General features: G+C 65.3%; 13 protein-coding genes. 6 read left to right on the top strand and 7 right to left on the bottom strand.

Annotation, left to right across the window (positions count from 1 at the left end; genetic code table 11):
- Nucleotides 1-5: 5 nt before the first annotated feature.
- The gene (locus Q0W90_RS02270; protein ID WP_297698648.1) at nt 6-1,502 is read right to left on the bottom strand and encodes a carboxyl transferase domain-containing protein; all 1,497 of its coding nucleotides are present in this window, start codon (nt 1,500-1,502) and stop codon (nt 6-8) included.
- A 224-nt stretch (nt 1,503-1,726) separates the two neighbouring features.
- On the opposite strand from Q0W90_RS02270, the gene Q0W90_RS02265 reads away from it, so the two are divergent.
- Together Q0W90_RS02265 and Q0W90_RS02260 are read left to right on the top strand one after the other, a co-directional pair.
- On the top strand, nt 1,727-2,947 hold the full coding sequence (locus tag Q0W90_RS02265) for a cytochrome P450 (protein WP_297595876.1): 1,221 nt from the start codon (nt 1,727-1,729) through the stop codon (nt 2,945-2,947).
- Nucleotides 2,948-2,996: 49 nt separating this feature from the next.
- On the top strand, nt 2,997-3,818 hold the full coding sequence (locus Q0W90_RS02260) for an SDR family NAD(P)-dependent oxidoreductase (RefSeq protein ID WP_297595835.1): 822 nt from the start codon (nt 2,997-2,999) through the stop codon (nt 3,816-3,818).
- Nucleotides 3,819-3,842: 24 nt separating this feature from the next.
- Here Q0W90_RS02260 and Q0W90_RS02255 read toward each other — a convergent pair whose 3' ends face one another.
- Nucleotides 3,843-5,000 (bottom strand): Zn-dependent alcohol dehydrogenase, encoded by a 1,158-nt coding sequence (locus Q0W90_RS02255; protein WP_297595837.1) that lies wholly within the window; start codon nt 4,998-5,000, stop codon nt 3,843-3,845.
- Nucleotides 4,997-6,229: a cytochrome P450 gene (locus Q0W90_RS02250; protein WP_297595839.1), complete on the bottom strand. Its 1,233-nt coding sequence runs from the start codon at nt 6,227-6,229 to the stop codon at nt 4,997-4,999. The genes Q0W90_RS02255 and Q0W90_RS02250 overlap by 4 nt, the downstream gene beginning before the upstream one ends.
- A gap of 356 nt (nt 6,230-6,585) precedes the next feature.
- Here Q0W90_RS02250 and Q0W90_RS02245 point away from each other — a divergent pair, with 356 nt between their 5' ends.
- The 3 genes from Q0W90_RS02245 (at nt 6,586) to Q0W90_RS02235 (ending at nt 10,160) form a co-directional block, all read left to right on the top strand.
- Nucleotides 6,586-7,545: an alpha/beta hydrolase gene (locus Q0W90_RS02245; protein WP_297595841.1), complete on the top strand. Its 960-nt coding sequence runs from the start codon at nt 6,586-6,588 to the stop codon at nt 7,543-7,545.
- Nucleotides 7,546-7,767: 222 nt separating this feature from the next.
- Nucleotides 7,768-8,919: an acyl-CoA dehydrogenase family protein gene (locus Q0W90_RS02240; RefSeq protein ID WP_297595843.1), complete on the top strand. Its 1,152-nt coding sequence runs from the start codon at nt 7,768-7,770 to the stop codon at nt 8,917-8,919.
- Entirely contained in the window at nt 8,916-10,160 is a 1,245-nt protein-coding gene (locus tag Q0W90_RS02235; protein WP_297595845.1) for an acyl-CoA dehydrogenase family protein, read from the top strand. The genes Q0W90_RS02240 and Q0W90_RS02235 overlap by 4 nt, the downstream gene beginning before the upstream one ends.
- Here the strand turns inward: Q0W90_RS02235 and Q0W90_RS02230 are convergent.
- The 3 genes from Q0W90_RS02230 to Q0W90_RS02220 all read right to left on the bottom strand — a co-directional run bounded on the left by Q0W90_RS02230 (nt 10,157) and on the right by Q0W90_RS02220 (nt 14,760).
- A complete protein-coding gene (locus Q0W90_RS02230) occupies nt 10,157-12,124 on the bottom strand; it encodes a SpoIIE family protein phosphatase (RefSeq protein ID WP_297772941.1) in 1,968 nt (655 codons plus the stop codon). The two genes, Q0W90_RS02235 and Q0W90_RS02230, sit on opposite strands and share 4 nt — an antisense overlap.
- Nucleotides 12,125-12,441: 317 nt before the next feature.
- The gene (locus tag Q0W90_RS02225; RefSeq protein ID WP_297595848.1) at nt 12,442-13,650 is read right to left on the bottom strand and encodes an amidohydrolase family protein; all 1,209 of its coding nucleotides are present in this window, start codon (nt 13,648-13,650) and stop codon (nt 12,442-12,444) included.
- 81 nt (nt 13,651-13,731) lie between these two features.
- Nucleotides 13,732-14,760, bottom strand: coding sequence for a hotdog fold thioesterase (locus Q0W90_RS02220; RefSeq protein WP_297595850.1), 1,029 nt, complete (start codon nt 14,758-14,760; stop codon nt 13,732-13,734).
- A 423-nt stretch (nt 14,761-15,183) separates the two neighbouring features.
- Between Q0W90_RS02220 and Q0W90_RS02215 the strand changes: the two genes are divergently transcribed.
- The gene (locus Q0W90_RS02215) at nt 15,184-18,096 is read left to right on the top strand and encodes an MMPL family transporter (protein WP_297772973.1); all 2,913 of its coding nucleotides are present in this window, start codon (nt 15,184-15,186) and stop codon (nt 18,094-18,096) included.
- 28 nt (nt 18,097-18,124) lie between these two features.
- Here the strand turns inward: Q0W90_RS02215 and Q0W90_RS02210 are convergent, their stop codons facing one another.
- Nucleotides 18,125-19,633: a class I adenylate-forming enzyme family protein gene (locus Q0W90_RS02210; protein ID WP_297772939.1), complete on the bottom strand. Its 1,509-nt coding sequence runs from the start codon at nt 19,631-19,633 to the stop codon at nt 18,125-18,127.
- Nucleotides 19,634-19,652 lie beyond the last annotated feature (19 nt).

Here is a 19,652-nt window from a genome sequence, read left to right as displayed (position 1 = left end):
CGGTCCTAAGGCAGGATGACGGTGCGGGTCACCGGTTCGGCGGCGGCCTGTCTGCTGGACAGGCCGCGCTTGAGCGAAGCGAGCAGGGCGTCACGCGTCTCACGGGGATCGATGAGTTCGTCGAAGCCCATGCCTTCGGCCGACCTGTACGACGCTTGCAACTCGGCATTGCGCAGCTTTTCCGACAGGTCCTCACCGGCGTGCGAGGCGCGGCTGAGCGCCGCGGCGCTCATGGCGCCCATCGTCGCACCGGGATAGGCGAACGTCGCGACCTGATGGTCGAAGCCCAACAGCGACATGACCATCGACCCGAACCCGTACGCCTTGCGCAGGGTGAGGTGCAGCTTCAACGTGGTGGCAGCCGTCTGCGCGGCGAACATCCGCGCGCCGGCCCGCAGCACGCCGGTGCGCTCGGATCGGCTGCCGGGCAGCATGCCGGGGTTATCGGCGAGGAAGACGATCGGCAGGTGGAAGGAGTCGGCCACCAAGATGAAGTGGGCCGCCTTGTCGGCGGCGTCGGCGTCGATGGAACCGGCGAGCACCTGGGGCTGGTTGGCCACCACCGCGACCGGGTGGCCGCCGAGGTGGGCGAGCGCGCAGATGATCGCCTTGCCGAACTGGGGCTGGACCTCGAACCAGTCGGGGCTGTCGAAGACCACATCGAGCACGGCGCGCATGTCATAAACGCGGCGGTTGTCCCGGGAGACGATGTCGAGCAGCTCCGGTGTCGGTCGCGGCCCGCAGGCCTCACCCGCGGGTAGCGGCGACGGGTACGACCATGCGCTCGGCGGGAAGTACGACAGGTAGCGGCGGACGTCGTCGAGCACCGCTTCGTCATTTTCGGCGACATTGTGGATCACGCCGCTGGGCAAAGCGACGTCCGGCCCGCCGAGGTCTTCTTTCGAAATATCTTCTCCGGTGGACTCTTTGACGACGGGCGGGCCGGCGGTGAAGATGGCGCCGTCTGCGCTCATGATCCGGAAGTCGCAGACCGGGGCCACCAGCGCACCGTGTCCGGCCGAGGGGCCGAGCACGGCGGCGACGGTCGGCACGCGGCCCGAGCATTGCGCCTGGGCGAGCAGGTCCGTTGGGGTGCGCCCGTAGTGCCCGCCGGTGGGGCGGAAGCCGGCGCCTTCGAGGAGCATCACCAGTGGAATCTTGTCGCGCAGCGCCAGTTCGGCGATGCGGTACCGCTTGGAGTTGCCGCCGGGCCCGATGCTGCCGGCCATGGTGGTGAAGTCCTCGGCGCCCAACATCACCGGTGAGCCGTGGATCGAGCCGGAGCCGACGACGAGGCCGTCGGCCGCGATCTCACCACCGACCAGGGTGCCGAGCTCGCGGAACGTGCCCGGGTCGAGGAGGTGCTCGATCCGCGCGCGGGCGTCGAGCTTGCCCTTGTTGTGGTGCTTGTCGAGCCGCTCCGGCCCGCCCATTTCGAACGCGTGCTGACGACGACGCTCGAGATCCTCGAGCGTTTCTCCCCAATCCTGGGCTTTCGGCATGCCTATGTCCTACCTCATGGAGGATTCGTCGCGCGACCAGTCCTATGGTGGCGACCCGCTGCGCCCGGCTACGCCGCGCCGGCGATCGCCACGTATTTGCAGGGTCACATACTGGATCGCTTACTGTAAAGTTACCCGCATACCTGACATCCCCCGCCTCAAGGTCCGTCTTTCGTCGGCGGGGCACCCCGAATCGAGGAGTTTCACCAGTGAGCACAACCACGATGGACGGGGCCGCCAACTTGCTGGCGGACCCGTTGGCGTACACCGACGAGCAGGGGCTGCATGCGGCACTGACTTACCTGCGCGCCAACGCTCCGGTGTCGTGGGTGGAGGTCCCGAACTACCGGCCGTTCTGGGCGATCACCAAACACGCCGACATCATGGACATCGAGCGCGAAAACATGCTCTTCACCAACTGGCCGCGACCGGTGTTGACGACCGAGGAAGGCGACGAGATGCAGGCCGTCGCCGGTGTGCGCACCCTGATCCACATGGACGACCCACAGCACCGGGTGGTGCGCGCGATCGGCTCCGACTGGTTTCGCCCAAAGGCGATGCGGGCCCTGAAGGTTCGCGTCGACGAACTGGCCAAGATCTATGTAGACAAGATGATGGCCGCGGGTCCCGAATGCGACTTCGTTCAGGAAGTCGCCGTCAATTACCCGCTTTACGTGATCATGTCGCTGCTGGGCCTGCCCGAGGCCGACTTTCCCCGCATGCTCAAGCTGACCCAGGAATTGTTCGGCAGCGATGATTCCGAGTTCAAGCGCGGTGCCTCCAACGAGGATCAGCTGCCGGCGTTGTTCGACATGTTCCAATACTTCAACGGTGTGACGGCGTCACGTCGCGAGCATCCCACCGAGGATCTCGCCTCGGCGATCGCCAACGCCCGCGTCGATGGCGAACCGCTGTCGGACATCGACACTGTGTCCTACTATCTGATCGTCGCCACCGCGGGCCACGACACCACCAGCGCCACCATCTCCGGTGGCCTGCAGGCCCTCATCGAGAATCCCGACCAGCGCCACCGCCTGCGCGACAACCTCGACCTGATGCCACTGGCCACCGACGAGATGATCCGCTGGGTCACCCCGGTCAAGGAGTTCATGCGCACCGCCGCCGAGGACACCGTCGTGCACGGAGTACCCATCGCCGCAGGCGAATCCGTGCTGCTGTCGTACGTATCGGCAAACCGCGACGAGGACGTCTTCGACGAACCGTTCCGCTTCGACGTCGGCCGCGACCCCAACAAGCATTTGGCCTTCGGCTATGGCGTCCACTTCTGTATGGGCGCGGCGCTGGCCCGCATGGAGGTCAGCAGCTTCTTCTCAGAGTTGCTGCCACGCCTGGAATCCATTGAGCTGACCGGTGACCCGGAACTGGTCGCCACCACCTTCGTCGGTGGACTCAAGCACCTGCCGGTTCGTTACTCACTGGCCTGAGGGCGGCCACCGGCGCTGACGATGCGGCGGTGATCGATACACTTCTGGCGTGACGTCAAAGACGGTCGTCATCACGGGCGCCAGCGACGGCATCGGCGCGGCGGCGGCCCGCCGGATCAGCCGTGGCGGGGACAACGTCGTGTTGGTGGGACGGTCGGACAGCAAGACCGCGGCCGTGGCCGCGGAGCTGAGCGCCGACTATTTCCTGGCCGACTTCGCTGACCTGTCCCAGGTTCGGGCCTTGGCGGGCAAAATCCGGTCGGCGTGCCCGCGCATCGACGTCCTGGGCAACAACGCCGGGGGAGTGTTCTCGAAGCTGCAGCGGACGGGCGACGGCCATGAGATCACCCTTCAGGTCAACTACCTGGCGCCGTTCTTGCTCACCACCCTGCTGCTGGACGTGCTCATCGGCTCGCATGCCACGATCGTCAATACGTCCAGCTCGTCACAGCGGCTGTTGCGCAACGTCACGCTGGCCGATTTCGAGACGACGGAGCGGCGCCGGCCCAGCACCGCCTATGCGCTGGCGAAGCTGGCAAACATCTTGTTCACCAGGGAATTACATCGGCGCTTTTCCGCCGATGGCCTTTCGGTTGCGGTGGTTCACCCCGGCTTTGTGAACACCAACATCGGTCGTTCGTCCGGCTCGCGCTTTCTGACGACCATGCAACGCACGCCGGTCAGCCGGATCATCGCCAGCGCCGACGAGGGCGCCGACCAGCTGGTCTGGCTGGCGACCAGCTCGCCCGGTGTCGACTGGACCGCCGGCGAATACTACGTGAAAGGCAAAGTCGCGAAAGCCAATCGCGCGGCCGGCGACCCCGTTCTTGCGCGCGAATTATGGGAACACACCCTGGCCAAGATCGTTTAGGGGTGGCCCCCGGGGCCTGCCGGGTCAGCCGATCCCGAAATCGATGATGCCCCGGACGATTTTGCCGTTGAGCAGGTCGTCGTACGCGTCGTTGACCTCGTCGAGGCGATAACGCTTGGTGATCATCTCGTCGAGCTGGAGCTGACCGGTCTGATACAGCCTGGCCAGCCGGGAGATGTCCGCCTTCGGGTTGCACGAGCCGAATATGGTGCCCGCCAACGTCTTGTTCATCAGGATGAAATCCTGCAGCTCGATGTTGACCGATCGGGTCAACTGTGAGGTCATCCCGGTGAGCACACAGGTGCCGCCCTTGCGGGTGAGCTTCAATGCGTCACGGACGTCGTCGGCGGTGATCAACGACGGTGAGACCACCACGGCGTCGGCCATCACGCCGTAGGTCAAATCCCGTACCAGGTCCAGCGCCTCGGCGATCGTCGCCGTACTGTGCGTCGCGCCGAACTGCAGCGCCGATTTCTGTTTGAACTCCACCGGGTCAACGGCCACGATCTGTGCGGCACCGTTGATCCGGGCGCCCTGGATGGCGCCCGTGCCGATCCCACCCGCGCCGATCACCACGACGGTATCGCCGGCCTTCATGTTGGATCGGTTCGCGGCCGAGCCGTAGCCGGTCGGAATGGCACAGGACAGCAGCGCGCTCGGCACCAGCGGCAGGTGTTGCTCGATCTTCACGAGCGAATTCGTCGATACCACAGTGTGTTCGGCGAACGCACCGACCTTGGCGATGTGGCCCAGATTTCTGCCGTCGGCGGTGTGGTGGCGGAAGGTGCCGTCGGTGGGCATTCCCGGAACCATGGTGCCGATCCCGACGTCACACAGGTACTCGATTCCGCTTGCGCACCAGCGGCATTGGCCGCAGACCGCGACGAACGACATCACCACGTGGTCACCCGGTGTGAAATCGGTGACCCCGGGGCCGACCTCGCGCACGATGCCGGAGCCTTCATGGCCACCGATCGTCGGGAACATGGTGGGCAGCCCGAGCGATCGCATCACCTCGTTGGGCGCCGACATGTCGCCCTTGAGGATGTGGTCGTCGGAGTGGCACAAGCCGGCGGCGGCCATCTGCACCAGCACTTCCCCGGCGCGGGGCGGGTCCAGCTCGAATTCCTCGACCGACCACGGGCCGCCGACGTCGTGCAGAATCGCTGCCCGGCTTTTCATGCGGCGGGGACGAACGTGACGGGAAGTTTGTTGGGCGATCGGAACGTGAGCCCGACGATCTTGGACTCCTCGCCGGTTCCGTCGTCGGGCGCGAACGCCAAATCCTCGACCCGGTCGAACAGGCTGTTCAGCATGACCCGCGTTTCCAGCCGTGCCAGGTGCATGCCAAGACACATGTGAATGCCGCCCGCGAAGGCGATGTGGGCCTGGCGCGGGCGGCGGATGTCGAACGTGTTGGGGTCGGTCCAGCGGCTCTCGTCGCGATTGGCCGAACCCATACACATGTCGATCTGGGCGTCGGCCGGGATTGTCTTACCGCCGATTTCGACCTCTTCGGTCGTGGTCCGCATGACCATGGTCAGTGGCGTTTCGAAGCGTAGGCCCTCCTCGATCGCCATCGGCAGCAACGACCGGTCCTGGCGGACCATCGCCAGCTGGTCGGGGTGGGTCAACAGCAGGTACAGCAGATTGCCCGACGAACGGTAGGTGGTCTCCAGTCCGGCGGGAAGCAGCAGTCGCAAGAAGGCGATGATCGCCTCGTCGGTGAGCTTCTCGCCGTCGATCTCTGCGGCAACCAGGTCGCCGATGATGTCATCGGTGAGCTTGCGCCTGCGCTGCTCGACCTGCTTGAGGAAGTAGTCGTAGAGCTCCGTGGCGGCGTTCAATCCCGCCACGATGTCGGTCGGGATCGAGATGAGGTCGAGCGACAGGCGACGGAACAGGTCGAGATCTTCGGCGGGGAGACCGAGCAGTGTGGAGATGATCCGCGTCGGGAACTCGAACGTCACTGCCTTCACCAGGTCCGCCTGGCCTTCGTTTTTGATTTCTTCGACGAGCTGATCGCACACCGGCCCGATCACCGACGGCTCCCAACGCGCCAGCGCGGTCGCGCGGAAGGCCTTGGCCACCAGATTGCGATGGTCATGGTGCTCCTTGCCGCCCATCGCCAAAATGGTATGCCCCATCACCAACCCGATCGTCTTGTCATAGCCGGCCGACGTGAAGATCCGGTCGTCACGGAAGGCCTGAGACAGGCCGTCGTAATCGAACAGGACCCACTCGTCGTCAGGCCGCAATTCCTCCGGCAACTGGCTGTTATCGCTCAGGGAGCCATGCCAGACCGGGTCGGTGTGCCGCATGTATTCAAAAAACGGATACGGGCTGGTTTCGCCGGTGAAGTCGAGCGGGGGGACCACGGGCTGACCGTGCGGGTCAGTGCTGAGCGTCATCAGCGCTTCCTCCTGGAAACAACCGAGTAGGGCCGTTCGCGGGAACCGATCAACGACCGCCCACGAGTCCACGGCGGGTTTGTACCGTGCCGAATTTAGCTATCATAGTATAAATAGCAACGAAGCCCAACGGCTTGCGTACTGTCGTCACGCGCGGGCCGTGGCCGATTTTGACGTGCGCGCAACGTATTCCATTCGGTAGCCGCGACCGCGATGGCGGCGGGGCTCGTCCCCGGCGATACATACCTCGTCTATCGCCACCTAAAAGCGCAGGTCTACCTTGAAGGTGGTGTCCGGCGCGTCTCCCAGCCGGGACCGTCGATGATCCCGCATGACCAGCCGGAGAATGAGTAGGTATGACACAGACGAACCTGGCCCGGCCCCACGGCCTCGCCCGCATCGATCCGGTGCTGCGTGAGGCCGCCGTCGAGTTAGGCGCCTTCGAGTTCCGCACCGAGACACTCGCCGCCGAGCGGGAGCATGCCAACCTGCTGGCCGGCCAGCGCGCCGCGGCGGCCGACACCAGCGGCGTCCGGATCGATTCCCGATCCATCGCCGGGCCGGACGGCCAGCAGCTGGGCCTTCGTTTGTACCGCGGTCGCACCGAATCGGCCGCGCCCGTGGTGGTGTACGCCCACGGCGGTGGGTTCGTCACCGGGAACCTGGAGACAGACCACGCGCACTGCGTGGAGTTGGCCCGCGACGGCGCCTGTCTGGTGGTTTCGGTCGACTACCGGCTGGCGCCCGAGAATCCGTGCCCCTCCGCGCTGGACGATGTCGAAGCGGCCTTCCGTTACGCGGTCGAGAACGGTGCGGAGTGGGACGCCGACGCGAGCCGCATCGCGGTGATGGGCCGCGACGCCGGCGCGGCGCTGGTCGCCGGTCTGACGCAGCGCATGTTCGACCAGGAAGGTCCACCCATCCTGATGCAGATCCTGCACCAGCCGATGCTCGACTCCGACGCCACGCCGTCGCGTCGTGAGTTCCAGCGCACTCCCGGCCTCAACGGCCCGGCCGTGAGCCGGGCATGGAACCACTACCTCGGCCACGCCAGCGCCGATGGGCAACACGTCCCCGCGCACCGGGCGAACCTCGAGGGCCTGCCACCCACGTTCGTCAGCTGCTCCGAGATCGATCCCTGCCGCGACGAGGCCATCGACTATGCCAACCGACTCCTGCACGCCTACGTCCACACCGAATTGCATGTGATTGCAGCGACCTTCAATGGCTTCGACTCGATGGTGCCGGATTGGATTGTTTCCCAGGAGAACCGGGCGTTGCACGCGCAGGCGGTGCGCCGTGTGTTCGCCATGTAGGAGAGGCGCGAACCGGGTGACCGTGGCGGCTTCGGCGATTTCCGTGAGGCGGACACTCGTCACCACGTTTACCGACTGAACTCCGGTATCTCTTACCGTATTGCACGTTGCTAACATCGGAAACGCAACCAACCGAGGACCGATCGGGCGGATGATCAAACACTCAAACCGTTTCCGTTGCACCCGCAGCGATCGAATGTCAAGAAGGACCCCCTCGGCACCATGACCACCCTCGACTCTCCCGAAAAGATCCTTTTCACCTCGACCACCCAAGCCTTTCTCGAAAAGGAAGTGCCGCTGCGCCGGGTGCGGGAGTTACATGCCGAAGGCGCATCGTTCGACCCCGCGTGGTGGCGGCGGGCCGCGGATCTCGGCTGGACCGGTCTGCTCGTTCCGGAGGAGCTGGGCGGCGGAAGCGTTTCGGAGAGCGGCTTTGCCGATCTGGCGATGGTCGCCGAACAACTCGGAAAGACGGTGGCGCCCGGACCGCTGTATCCGGTCAGCACCGTGCTGTCGGCGCTGGCCGAGTGCACGAACTCCGAAGCGCACACCGACGCCATCGAGGCGCTGATATCGGGTGAGACCGTGGCGTCGTGGGCGGTTTGTGAGCCCGGCCAGGGCTGGGCGCCATTGGATCCCTCGCTGACGGCCACCGAAACCGAGGCCGGTTACCGCATCGACGGCGTCAAGGACCGCGTGGAGGCGGGCGCCCAGAGCGCGGCGCTGCTGGTGGTGGCCCGCTGCGGCCCGAATGCCACTGAGATTCGCCAGTTTCTGGTCCCGACGGACGCGCCGGGCGTCAGCATTGAGCCCCAGCAGTCGGTGGACCTGGTCAAGCAATACGCCCGAGTGGGTTTCGACGGTGTCGTCGTACCCCGGGCGGCGGCCGTCGGCACCGCCGGCGAGACCCCCGCCCTGGTCGATCGACAAAGCCAGATCGCTCAGGTGCTGCAATGCGCGGAGGTAATCGGCGTCCTGCAGACGGTCTTCGACTTCACCACCCAATGGGCGCTGGACCGGCACACGTTCGGTCGTCCATTGGCGTCATACCAAGCCCTCAAACACAAGTTCGCCGACATGAAGCTCTGGCTGGAAGCCTGCCGGGCCACCACCTGGGCGGCGGTCACCGACGTGGCCACCCGCGCGCCGCAAGCGGGCCTGTCGGCCAGCATCGCGAAATCCTACGTGGGGGAGATGGCCGGCCAGATCGTCCAGGCTTGTGTACAGATGCACGGCGGCATCGGTGTCACCTGGGAACACGACCTGCACCTGTACCTTCGCCGGGTTACGTTGTACCGCGGCATGTTTGGGACGCCCGAGGAACACAATCTGCGGGTGTACGAGTTCGAAAAAACGGGTCGTTCGGACAGATGACACAAGACGAATCTGTCGCAGAGTTCGCTGAGCGGGCCAGGGCATGGCTGGCGGACAACATGCCCGCCATCGACCGCGAGTCCCCACCACCGGCCCCGCGTGACGATGAACAGGCGTGGCTGAGGGCCCGAGAACTGCAAAAACGTTTGTACGACGGCGGATTTGCCGGCATCTGTTTTCCCCGCGAGTACGGCGGCCTGGGGCTGGACTACGAATACCAGCAGGCGTTCGACGCCGAAAGCCTCGACTACGAAATGCCGTTGATCCTCAACACCCCCACGTTCACCATCTGCTGCGCCACGCTGCTCGACACCGGCAGCGAACACCAGAAGAAGCAGCACATCGCCGCGGCGCTGCGCGGCGAGGAGGTGCTGGTGCAGTTGTTGAGCGAACCCAGCGGCGGATCGGACCTGGCCGGTGTCCTCACCCGAGCCGAACGCCACGGCGACCGTTGGATAATCAACGGCGCCAAGACCTGGAGCACGAGCGCGTTCGCGGCCGACTACGGCCTGTGTCTGGCCCGCACGAATTGGGATGTACCCAAGCACGAAGGCCTGACCATGTTCCTGGTGCCCATCGCTCACCCGGGAATCACGTTGCGGCACATCACCATGCTGAGCGGGTCCACCGAGTTCTGCGAGGAATTCTTCGACGGAGTCGACATCGGAGACGACGCGGTCGTCGGGGAAATCAACGGCGGCTGGGCGGTGGCCTCACGCCAGCTGTACCACGAACGCCGGGCGGTGGGGCAGGGCTCCGAGTTCGCCAGCGGCAGCGGCAGCGAGGGAGGCAACACGATCCCGGTCGATTACGTGAGCCTCGCGGAGAAGACCGGACAAGCCGACAACCGGCGCGTGCAGGAGAAGGCCGGCCGTGTCCTGGTGCACCGCGCGGTGGCCGAGCAGTTGATCGGCCATGTGTACCGCAGTGTCAGAGACGGCATCCTGCCGCCGGCGGCCGGAACGCTCATCAGGCTGTTTCACTCCGAGACCGTGACCACGGATGTCGACACCGCGTTGGAGATCGCGGGAAGTGCCGGTGTGGTCGGCGAGCAGGGCGCCGGGCTGGAGGCAGGATTGCGTTACTTGTCCCGGCAGAACGTCGCCATCGGCGGCGGCACAACGGAAATGGCCCGCAACGTCATAGGCGAACGGGTGCTGGGCTTCCCCCGGGAATATGCCGCCGACCGCGGGGTGCCGTTCAACCAGGTGCGGCACGGCGAACGGTCGGAACGGTCTTAGCCTTCGGCGACGACGTTCTCGGCGAGGCCACTGACAACTGGAATCTGCACCAGTGACAAGACGTGGTGGGCCGGGCTTCCCGGCGGGGCCACCAGCACAAACTCACCGCCCTGGCGGTTCGCCCGCCCCCGGGCGGCGGCAAGAGCGCTGACACCCGCCGATCCGAGGTGGGTGACGGCGCTGAGATCGATCGTCAACGGCGCGACACCGGAGCGGCTTTCGACTGCGATCTGGCGGTCCAGGGTGGACGCGGTGTTGGAGTCGACGTCGCCGCTGACCGCGATGCGGCCCGGTTCGGTGACCGCGGAGACGAATTCGGAGTTGACCGTCCGCCGACCGGTCGTGCGGCTCACCAGAGAGTCGGTGACGAAGTTCGCCTCCCGCGACAATCGGTGCGTCACACTGGCGGTCGTCCCGTCGGCGCCGTGACTGATGTGCGCCTCCGACACCAAGGCCTCGGCCATGGCCAGGCCGCGGCCGCGGCCCGTCTCGCCTTCGCGGTGATCCTTCCACCGTCCGCGGTCGATCACCGAGGCGTGCAGATCGCCATCGCCGGACAGTGTCGCTTCGATGACGACACCGTCGGAGACCTCGGTGCCGTACCCGTGCTCGACCGCGTTCTCGACGAATTCTGAGATCGCGTGCACGACATCGGAGATGTCGTCTGCGTCTGCGCCGATCTCCGACAGCCATTGCCGCAGCCGGGTGCGCACCGTGCGGGCGGCGTGAATCGTCGCATCCAGAGTCATGTTCAGCGGTGCGGGCGGTGTCCGGCGTTGCACCGCAAGGAGTGTCACGTCGTCGCTGTAACCGGTCGGGCGAAGCAGTAATTCCAGTGTCTCCGAACAGATACGGTCGATCGGTCGCACCGATGATTCGATGACGAAGCCGCGTTGGCCTCCCGCGATATTCGCAGCCAGCTCGGCGAATTCGGCGGTGCTGGCGCCTAACGGCCGGCCGGGCCGTTCGATCAGGCCGTCGGTGTAGAGCAGGATCGAGTCACCCACGCCAAGGAATTCGGTGCGTACCGGAAAGCCCGTGCCGCTGCCGAGCGGACCCGCTCCGGAAGGCTCGACATAGCGTGACGTCCCATCCGATGTCACCAGCAGCGGCGGCGGGTGTCCTGCGGTGCAGTACCGGAATTCGCCTGTGGCGAAGTCGAGCGCGCCGACGCAAATCGTGGCCGAGTTCGACCCGGGCACGTGCTTGCGGAACCGGTCAACGGCCTCGAGCGCTTCGGCGATCGGATATCCCGCCACGACCTGCATCCGCAGCGCGGTACGCAGTTGCGACATCACCGCAGCCGCTTCGACGCCATGGCCGACGACGTCACCGACGACGAGAACCAGCCCGTCGCCCAGGGGTATCGCATCGAACCAGTCGCCACCGGCCCCGGTGTCCTCTGCGGCGACGAGATACTGCGCGGTCACGTCCGCGCCGGAAATGACGGGCACCGACGGTGCCAGTAACGCCTGCTGCATGACGGTGGCGGAATCGCGGGCGTTGCGGTACCGCTTGGACAGCTCCTCAAGGCGCACTTCGGCGGCCATCCGCGTCTGCACCCGGTCTGTCACGTCGGTGAAGGCGAGCTGCACACCCTCGATCGAGCCGTCCGCACCGCGCCGCGGGCTGACGACGAAGTCGAAGAAGTGTTCCTGGGCTCGCCCCGAGGCCTCGAAGTCGGCCTGCACCCGCCACTCTGTTCCCGACTGTGGTTCGCCCGTTTGGTAGACCTCGTCGAACATCTGGAAGATCTGCTGGCTTTCCAACTCGGGATAGACCTCCCGCGCCAGCATCCCAATGGGATCAATGGGCGGACTGAGTGAGCGGTAAGCCGCGTTGACCGCGATAAACCGGTGGTCGGGTCCCTCGAGCCCGACCAACAGCGCGGGGACATTGTTGAATACCCGCCGTACGTCGTCGGCCGCACCGACGATTCCGTCCCAATCCTTTTCGGCCACCATCTGGCCGTTCCTCCTAGCAGTTTTCGACGGGCCTGCCAGTAATGCAGAGTCGTAAAACCGGGTCAAATGTGTTGACCTATTGTGCACGTGTAGATGTTCAGATTAGCAATGGTATTGGTTGCATATCGCAATGGTCTGATACCGGCGTGTTTCGTCGATCAATTCGCCGGCAGGCGAAGTTGACGCTCCCGCAAATCGATAGCCGTCGCGGGGCCGCGACGGCTTGTTTGCGGCAACCGGGCACCGTTGCGACGTGGATCGAAAAGGTGTGGCGCACGGTTTATTTCGGCCACCCCCGGACTGCGTCCGGCAAGCGATCAGGCCGAGACGGGCTTCTTCGACGCCGGCGCGGAAACCTTCATGAGCTTCATCAGGTTGCCGCCCATGATCTTTGCCTTGTCTTCGTCGCTGAAATCGGTGAGCTCGTCGACGAAGCTGATCGGGTCCTTGAGGCCCTCGGGGTGCGGCCAGTCGGAGCCGAACATCACCCGGTCAGTCCCGACCATGTTGACGATCTCGGTGAACCGGTCCTCCCAGAACGGGGTGATGTAGACGCAACGCTTGAACGCCTCGACCGGGTCCTCGGTGAAAGCCTGCGGCATCTTCTTGTAGACACCTTTGAGGCCTTTGAACAGGTCGGGCACCCAGTCGGCCCCGTTTTCGATGGACAGGATCCGCAGCTCGGGGTTGCGGGACAAGGCGCCGTGGCAGACCAGCGCACCCATCGCGTCCAGGATCGGGCGGTGACCCATCGCAAAGCTCCGGAAGGCCGTCGGCTTGAACGGCAGGAATTCGTCGCCGGGTTCCCACACATTGGCGAACTCGGAGTAACCGCTGTCCGACGCGTGCATCGAGACCGGGATGCCGGCCTTGATGCAGGCCTGCCAGAACGGGTCGAATTCCTCCAGGCCGAACGACCGGCTGCCCTTGTATCCGGGCACCGGCGCCGGGCGGACCAGCACGGTGCGGGCGCCGCGCTCCAGGCACCACTCGAGTTCTTCGAGTGCGCGATCGACGATCGGCAGGGTGATCACCGGAGTGGCGAAGATGCGGTCCTGGTAATTGAACGTCCACTGTTCGTGCATCCACTCGTTGAGCGCGTGGATGACGTCGTGGGTCATCTCCGGGTCGTCCTTCATGCGCTCTTCGACCAGGCTGGCCAACGTCGGGAACATCAGCGCGTAGTCGATGCCGAGCTCGTCCATGACCTCGAGGCGCGCACCCGGTTCGCGGAAGGCGGGGATCGCCGCCATCGGCTCGCCGAGGATCTCGCGGTAGGTCTTGCCCTGTGCGCCGTTGCGGAAGTAGTCCTCCTGCGCGCCCGGCCTGGCCACCTTCTCGAAGGTGGGGTTCGGGATGTACTCGCTGATGTGGCCGCGCACCACGATCTTGGTGCGGCCGCGGACCTGGACGTAGTCGATGACGTTCTTGCGCTTCTCCGGCAGGAACTTGGTCAGCGCTTCCTGCGGCTCGTACATGTGGTTGTCCGCGTCGAAAACGGGGAAGGGAAGCTCGCGAGATGGCATGGCGATCTCCTTGCAAAGTCTGAAATTCTCACTGCCTGGTAATGACGTTACCACTTCTGCGCAACAGCGTGTAACACGGCCCTACCCGTCAGCCCGTAGGCCGTTCGTCGGCGTCGTGCCGTTGATGATGGCGAAATTCACGGTGGCCGTGGCGAGGAGTTCGTCGCCGTCGCCGAAGATATCCACCTGCATCACCATCGCCCGTCGTCCGGATCGCAACACCTTGGGCACCGCGAAAGCCGAACCCTGCCGGACCGGTCGCAGGTAGCGGACAAACAAATCCGAGGTCGTCATCGTGGTGCCCTGCTCCAGGTAATCCAGCCCGAATTGCCCGCCCGCCACGTCCACCAGCGTGGCGATCAGGCCGCCCTGAAGCGCGCCGGAGGTGTTGACCACCTGCGGGCTGACCGGCATGGTCATGGCGAACTCGCCGTTGCGGCTGCCCGGGCGCATGCCGATCTGGGCGAACAGCTCGGCCAGCGACGGGGCCGTCGACTCTCCGTCGGTCTCGCGGATACCGAGGGCGCGGCTGCAGAAGTCGTAGAGCTGGCCGTTGTCGACCGGTGCGCCATTCAATTCCGAACCCAGCCAATGCAATCGCTGCGCACCCATCACCGTCTGCATGACGATGGCGGCGGCCGCACCGACGTCCAATCCGGGGTTGAAGATTCCCTCGCTGATGCCCTGACCGACGATGTCGCGAATCAGCCGATGCAGGGGAGAGAGCACCCGGGCGTATTCGCGGGGACGGGTCTCGGCCAAGTGCTGGTTGTAGAGGGTCAGCGCCCGATTGAGGCTGTCCTGGGTGCTCGATGCCGGTTGCTGGCTGAGCCGGTCGATCAGCAACTTCAGTGCCGAGGTGCCGTCCAGCCCCCTGGTTTCGGCGCGCCAGGTCTGCACCGATTGGGCGATGGTTCTGTCGAACAGCGCCAGCAGCAGTTCGTCCTTGCTGGTGAAGTGTTGGTAGAAGGCACGCAGTGAGGTCTTGGAGCGGGCGACGACCTCCTGCACGGTGAAGTCGGTGCGTCCCGTTTCGCCCAGAATCGCGACGGCGGTCTTGATGAAGCGGTCGCCGCGCGTCACTTCGGCTTCGTCACTGGGGGCGGTCATCGGCGCTGTGTCCCTTCCGTCGCGCTTCCGTGCGCTCCGAGAATGAGGTTACCGCGCTCGGTGACATATGCGCGAAGTCCGAACCGGCGCGGTGTCTCCCGCGGGCGCCGCGGGCCCCGTCGCATCATGCCGAAATCGAAGAGCCATACCGGCATTTTCACGGTGTGTTGCTGACTAGAATTTTATTTTCGGTCAATAAAATTTTGAGCGCAATCGAATATGCCGACCATGTGCGGAGGTGGGCCCGAACCTCACCGTGATGGGTACTCGTGTGGCCGTCGCCGGATCCGCGCGACTTTGGCGCCGCCTCGCTACCTCATCGTGTCACCTGCATTCAATTGGAGCGATATAGCTGTGTGTCTTTTCGGCGGCATGACGAAGGACGAACCTGGATCGCATTCGGTTCCCTCTTTGCTGGCGCGAATGATCCACGGGTCGCCGGTGCTGATCATTTTCTTTTGGCTCGGGCTCGCGGTCCTCGTGAATACCGTGGTGCCGCAATTGGAAAAGGTCGGCAGGACGCACATGGTGTCGATGGTTCCCGCCGCCGCGCCGTCGATCCAGGCGATGAGCCGCATCGGCCAGGTGTTCGGCGAATTCGACACCGACACCGCCGTCATGATCGTGATCGAGGGCGATCACCCGCTCGGCGACGACGCCCACCGGTACTACGCCGAGCTGGTCCGCAGGCTCTCCCAGGACAAGCACGTCGAGCACGTGCAGGACTTGTGGGGAGATCCCCTGACGGCGGCCGGCTCGCAAAGCTTGGACGGCAAGGCCGCCTACGTGCAGGCGCACCTCGTCGGTAACCAGGGCGAAAATCTGGCCAACCAGTCGGTCGCCGCGGTGCGGCACATCGTGGCCACCACGGCGCCGCCGTCCGGCGTGCGCGCCTACGTGGCCGGCGGGGCGGCGGTGACCGCCGATGGCGTCGATGTCGGCGACAGGGGCATCGCCAAGATCACCGCGATCACCGGCGCGGTGATCCTGGTGATGCTGCTGTTCATCTACCGCTCGGTCGCCACGATGATCCTGATCGTCGTCACGGTGGGGATCGAACTGGTCGTGGCTCGGGGGACCGTCGCAATACTGGCCTCCCACAACGCTTTCGGGCTCTCGACGTATGCGGTCAACCTGCTCGTGGTGATGGCCATGGCGGCGGGAACCGACTACGCCATCTTTGTCGTCGGGCGTTATCAGGAAGCGCGCCACGCCGGCGAGCATCGGACGGCCGCGTTCTACACCATGTTCCGCGGGACGGCCCACGTCGTTCTGGGCTCGGGCCTGACCGTTGCCGGTGCGATGTATTGCCTCAGCTTGACCCGGCTGCCGTATTTCCAGACCCTGGGCCCGCCCTGCGCGATCGGAATGCTCGTCACGGTGTTCGGCGCGCTGACGCTGGGTCCGGCCATCTTGGTCGCCGGCAGCTCCTTTGGGCTCTTCGAACCCAAGCGACTCATGCGCACCCGGGGATGGCGCCGGCTGGGGACCGCCATCGTGCGGTGGCCGGGCCCGATCCTGGCGGTGACCATCGCCGTCTCCCTGATCGGCCTGCTCGCCCTGCCCGGCTACAACACCAATTACGACAACCGGCGTTACATGCCCGCCGATATGCCCGCCAATGTCGGATATCAGGCCGCCGACCGACACTTTTCCCAGTCGCGGATGAACCCCGAACTGCTGCTGGTCGAGACCGACCACGATCTGCGCAATCCGAGCGGCATGCTGGTGCTGAACCGGGTGGCCAGGGCGGTCTTTCACGTGCCGGGTGTTGCACGGGTGCAAGCGATTACGCGACCGCTGGGCACCCCCATCGAACATACATCGATACCGTTTCTGATCAGTGTGCAAAGCGCCGTCCGAATGGAGAACTTGAAGTATCTCAAAGACCGTGCGGCTGACATGCTGACGCAGGCGGACACGATGCAAGAATCGATCGACACGCTGGAACGCATGTACCAGATCATGCAGAAGATGTCCGCCACCACCGACCGCACCGACAGCGACATGCATGACATGCTGGCGATCATCGATGAACTGCGGGATCATATCGTGAACATCGATGACTTCCTGCGGCCGATCCGCAGCTATTTCTATTGGGAGCGGCACTGTTTCGATGTCCCCATCTGCTGGTCGCTGAGATCCATGTTCGAATCATTCGACGGTGTGGACCAGGAGGCGGACAAGCTGGGGCAGATCACCGCGGACATGGACATCACGGCTTCGCTGGTGCGCCAGATGCTCACGCAGCTACCGCCGCAGATCGCGGTGATGAAGAACATGAAGAACATGATGTTGAGCATGCACAGCACCATGTCGTCCTTCTACGACCAGACCGAAATCATGGGCGAGAACTCCACCGCTATGGGGCAGGCGTTCGACGCCGCGAAAAACGACGACTCGTTCTACCTGCCGCCCGAGGCTTTCGGAAATCCCGACTTCAAGCGGATTCTCAAGCTGTTCGTGTCTCCGGACGGCAAGGCGGCCCGCTTCATCATCTCCCACGAGGGCAATCCCGCTACGCCGGAAGGCATCTCACGTGTCGACGCCATCCGGGGGGCCGCGAAGGAGGCTATCAAGGGGACCCCCCTGGAGGGCGCCAAGATCTATGTGGGCGGCCTCGCCGCGCTCTACAAGGATATGCGCGACGGCTCCAAGTACGACCTGCTGATCGCCGGAGTAGCCGCGACCAGCCTGATCTTCATCATCATGTTGATCATCACCCGAAGTGCGGTCGCCGCCCTGGTGATCGTTGGCACCGTGCTCCTTTCGTTGGCCACCTCGTTCGGGCTGTCCGTGCTTGTCTGGCAGCACATCTTCCGCATCGAACTGCACTGGATGGTGCTCGCGATGTCGATAATCCTGCTGTTGGCCGTGGGGTCGGACTACAACCTGCTGCTGGTCTCGCGGTTCCGGGAGGAAATCGGGGCCGGCCTGAAGACGGGAATCATCCGGGCGATGGCCGGGACGGGAGGGGTGGTGACCTCCGCCGGCCTGGTGTTCGCGGCGACCATGTCGTCATTCGTGTTCAGCGACTTGCGGATTCTGGGACAGGTGGGGACCACCATCGGCATCGGCCTGTTGTTCGACACGCTCGTCGTGCGTTCGTTCCTGACACCGTCGATCGCCGTGCTGCTCGGGCGCTGGTTCTGGTGGCCGCAACGGGTGCGCCCCCGCCCGGCCAGTGAGCTGTTCGACCGGGCGGGAAGCCGTACCCTGGTTCGCTCCCTGCTGTTGCCGACCAACGCGCAAGCACCAAGCACCAACGGGCAGCCGCCGGTCACCGATGGGCAGCCGCCGCTCACCGATGGTCGCCAGCCGAGCCCGCACCGCTGAGAAACACTCGCCGTCGCGGCAGGGGCGCTCAGCCGCCCCGGGCCTCGATCATCGCCGAGCGGTTGACCTTGGTCGCCGCGGTGCGCGGTATCGCGTCGACGAATTCGACTGTCTTGGGCGCCTTGTACGGGGCGAGGCGAAGCTTCGCGTACTCGATCACGTGCTGTTCGGTGAGGGGTTCGGCGCCGTCGGTGTCGGCGCGCTGGATCACCGCGTGCACGCGGCGCCCCCATTGCGGGTCGGCCAGCCCGATCACGACGACGTCGGCGATGCCGGGGTGCCCGGCGAGCGCGGACTCGACTTCGGCCGGAAAGACATTGGCGCCGCCACTGACGATCATGTCGACGCGGCGGTCCACGATGTAGAGAAAGCCGTCCTCGTCGAGATGGCCTATGTCCCCGGCGGAGCGGAAGCCGTCCTCGGTCGACGGCAGCGGAGGCGAACCACCCAGGTAGCGGTATCCCGCGCTCATCGGCGCCCGCAGATACACGTCACCGTCCTCGCCGGGGCCCAGCGGCCGTTTCTCGGCGTCCAGGATCCGGATCTCGGTGTCCCGGAATCCGCGGCCCACGCTGCCCGGGTGAGCGAGCCACTCGTCGCCGCGCAGCGCGGTGAGCCCCAGGTTTTCGGTCATGCCGTATGCCGTCACGATCTGCTCGGGGCTGAGCAGGTCGAACCAGGTGTGCAGCAGCGACGGCGGCATCACCGCGGCGCCCTGCAGGATGAAGACGATGCTGGACAGATCGCGCTGCCGGACGTCGGGCCGGGCCGCGATGCGCGCCAGCATGGTGGGCGTGGCCGTGAAGTTGGTAATCCGGAAACGCTCGATCACGTCGAGAACCAATGCGGCATCGAACTTCTCGAGTATCACCAGATGGTCGCCGGCCAGCAGCATGAGAAGGGTGGCGAAGCCGTTGGTGTGATACATCGGTGCCGGGACCATGATGGTCTGCGGCTGCGTCACCGGTGTCCAGTTCGACAGGAACGGTTCACCCTGCTGGGGGATCCACAGCGACGGCGCCAGGTTGAGGATCACCTTGGGCACGCCGGTGGAACCGCTGCTGCAAATCCCGTGGGCGGTGGGGGAGACCGCGACCGGCAGCGGGCCGTCGGACTCGCCGGCCGCGCGGGCGTCGAGCTCCCAGCGATTCGCTTCGTCGACGACGACGGCTGGGTCGATCACCTCGCGCACCCGGTCGCGCTCCCACTCGGGAAGATCCCAGTGCATGGGCACCGGGACCGCGCCGATCTTCCAACAGCCCAGCGTCGCCAGCGTCAGATGCTGGGAGTTTGGAATGGCAAGCGCTACAGGGGCGCCGGTGGTGGCGCCGTTGGCGGCAAGTGCGCGGCCCCACTGGTTGGCGCGGGCGTCGAGTTCACCGAACGTCAGCGACTGGACGGTGCCGTCGAGCGTCACGATCGTGACGGCGGTATCGTCCCCACGTTGCGCGGCGAGCTCTTGCAGCTTGGTTCCGAACGGAACCCCGTCCGCGAAGGGGTTCGCGGGCGCGTCGGCCGAGACGGGTTCGGTACTCACCTGCGCCGCTCCTCCTCAT

The organism is Mycobacterium sp. (genome assembly GCF_025933915.1).
In the GTDB taxonomy this organism is placed as follows: Bacteria; Actinomycetota; Actinomycetes; order Mycobacteriales; family Mycobacteriaceae; genus Mycobacterium.
The sequence above is the reverse complement of the archived record's forward strand: the minus strand, read 5'-3'. Positions and strand labels throughout refer to the sequence as shown.

Bases quoted from the DNA above. Each gene is read 5' to 3' on its own strand.
- Q0W90_RS02230 (WP_297772941.1), bottom strand. From the start codon at position 12,124: ATGGTGGCCGAAAAGGATTGGGACGGAATCGTCGGTGCGGCCGACGAC.
- Q0W90_RS02270 (WP_297698648.1), bottom strand. From the start codon at position 1,502: ATGCCGAAAGCCCAGGATTGGGGAGAAACGCTCGAGGATCTCGAGCGT.
- Q0W90_RS02245 (WP_297595841.1), top strand. From the start codon at position 6,586: ATGACACAGACGAACCTGGCCCGGCCCCACGGCCTCGCCCGCATCGAT.
- Q0W90_RS02235 (WP_297595845.1), top strand. From the start codon at position 8,916: ATGACACAAGACGAATCTGTCGCAGAGTTCGCTGAGCGGGCCAGGGCA.
- Q0W90_RS02225 (WP_297595848.1), bottom strand. From the start codon at position 13,650: ATGCCATCTCGCGAGCTTCCCTTCCCCGTTTTCGACGCGGACAACCAC.
- Q0W90_RS02265 (WP_297595876.1), top strand. From the start codon at position 1,727: ATGGACGGGGCCGCCAACTTGCTGGCGGACCCGTTGGCGTACACCGAC.
- Q0W90_RS02215 (WP_297772973.1), top strand. From the start codon at position 15,184: ATGATCCACGGGTCGCCGGTGCTGATCATTTTCTTTTGGCTCGGGCTC.
- Q0W90_RS02255 (WP_297595837.1), bottom strand. From the start codon at position 5,000: ATGAAAAGCCGGGCAGCGATTCTGCACGACGTCGGCGGCCCGTGGTCG.
- Q0W90_RS02220 (WP_297595850.1), bottom strand. From the start codon at position 14,760: ATGACCGCCCCCAGTGACGAAGCCGAAGTGACGCGCGGCGACCGCTTC.
- Q0W90_RS02250 (WP_297595839.1), bottom strand. From the start codon at position 6,229: ATGACGCTCAGCACTGACCCGCACGGTCAGCCCGTGGTCCCCCCGCTC.
- Q0W90_RS02240 (WP_297595843.1), top strand. From the start codon at position 7,768: ATGACCACCCTCGACTCTCCCGAAAAGATCCTTTTCACCTCGACCACC.